Source organism: Bradyrhizobium sp. UFLA06-24 (assembly GCF_054967145.1).
This window is the reverse complement of record NZ_JADFUE010000192.1, coordinates 1-1,195: the sequence shown is the minus strand read 5'-3', so window position 1 is coordinate 1,195 and position 1,195 is coordinate 1. Positions and strand designations below refer to the sequence as shown.

The window sequence follows — 1,195 nt, the reverse complement described above, 5'->3', positions numbered from 1 at the left end:
GCGGACTCGACGGCGCGCTCAATAGCATGCAATCCATCAAGAATGAACATCGTGGTTTAGTAGGCGGCGGCGCGTTAGTGGGACATGCGCCAAGCCCGGGGACAGGGGCGATGCCGGACGCGAACGATGCCTTTGTGAAGTTTTCGGACATCCAGAAGACCTACGACGGCGAAACGCTGGTCGTTAAGGATCTCAATTTGGAGATCGCTCGGGGTGAGTTCTTGACCATGCTGGGCCCCTCCGGCTCCGGCAAGACGACGACCCTCATGATGCTTGCTGGTTTCGAGGTGGCTACCCAAGGCTGTATTCTTCTGGAAGGGCGTTCGATCGACCACATGCCTCCGCACAAGCGCGACATCGGCATGGTGTTCCAGAACTACGCGCTCTTCCCGCATATGACCGTGGAGGAGAATCTTGCCTTCCCGCTTAAGGTCCGCAAGCTCGGCAGAGCGGAGAGCGAGGCCAGGATCAAGCGGGCGCTAGACATGGTCCGGCTCGGCGCCCATGGCAAGCGCCGGCCCGGTCAACTTTCCGGAGGCCAGCAGCAGCGCGTCGCACTTGCTCGCGCCCTTGTTTTCGATCCCAAGCTCGTGCTGATGGATGAGCCGCTCGGTGCGTTGGATAAGCAGCTGCGCGAGCAAATGCAACTAGAGATCAAGCATATCCACGAGGATCTGGGCGTCACGCTCGTTTACGTGACGCATGACCAAAGCGAAGCGCTGACCATGTCGGACCGCATAGCGGTGTTCAATGACGGTGCCATCCAGCAGATCGCAGCGCCAGCTGAGCTGTACGAGCGGCCGCGGAACGCCTTCGTTGCCCAGTTCATCGGCGAGAACAACCGGCTGCACGGCAAGATCGTCGCGATGGATGGCGCGACTTGCAAGGTAGAAGTTCTAGGTGTGGGCGACGTGCAGGCGCTTGCAGTCAATGTCGAAGCGGTTGGTCGGCCCACCGAACTGTCGTTGCGGCCGGAGCGGGTGAAGCTGAACCCCACGCCGGGCTCGCTGCCCAATGTCTTTACCGCGCGGGTTGCTGAGGTGGTTTATCTAGGCGACCACGTGCGTGCTCGGGTCTCGGTGTGCGGCCATGATGGCTTTGTGATCAAGCTGCCGAATTCGGAAGGCGTGGTGCAGCTCGAGCCGGGCACACCGATCACCATCGGCTGGAAAACTGAAGATTGTCTGGCGCTCGA

General features: G+C 60.7%; 1 protein-coding gene. It reads left to right on the top strand.

The features are described 5' to 3' along the window. Positions 1-110: 110 nt before the first annotated feature. On the top strand, positions 111-1,195 hold a 1,085-nt coding region (locus tag IF809_RS38580; RefSeq protein ID WP_462840081.1), incomplete at its 3' end, for an ABC transporter ATP-binding protein.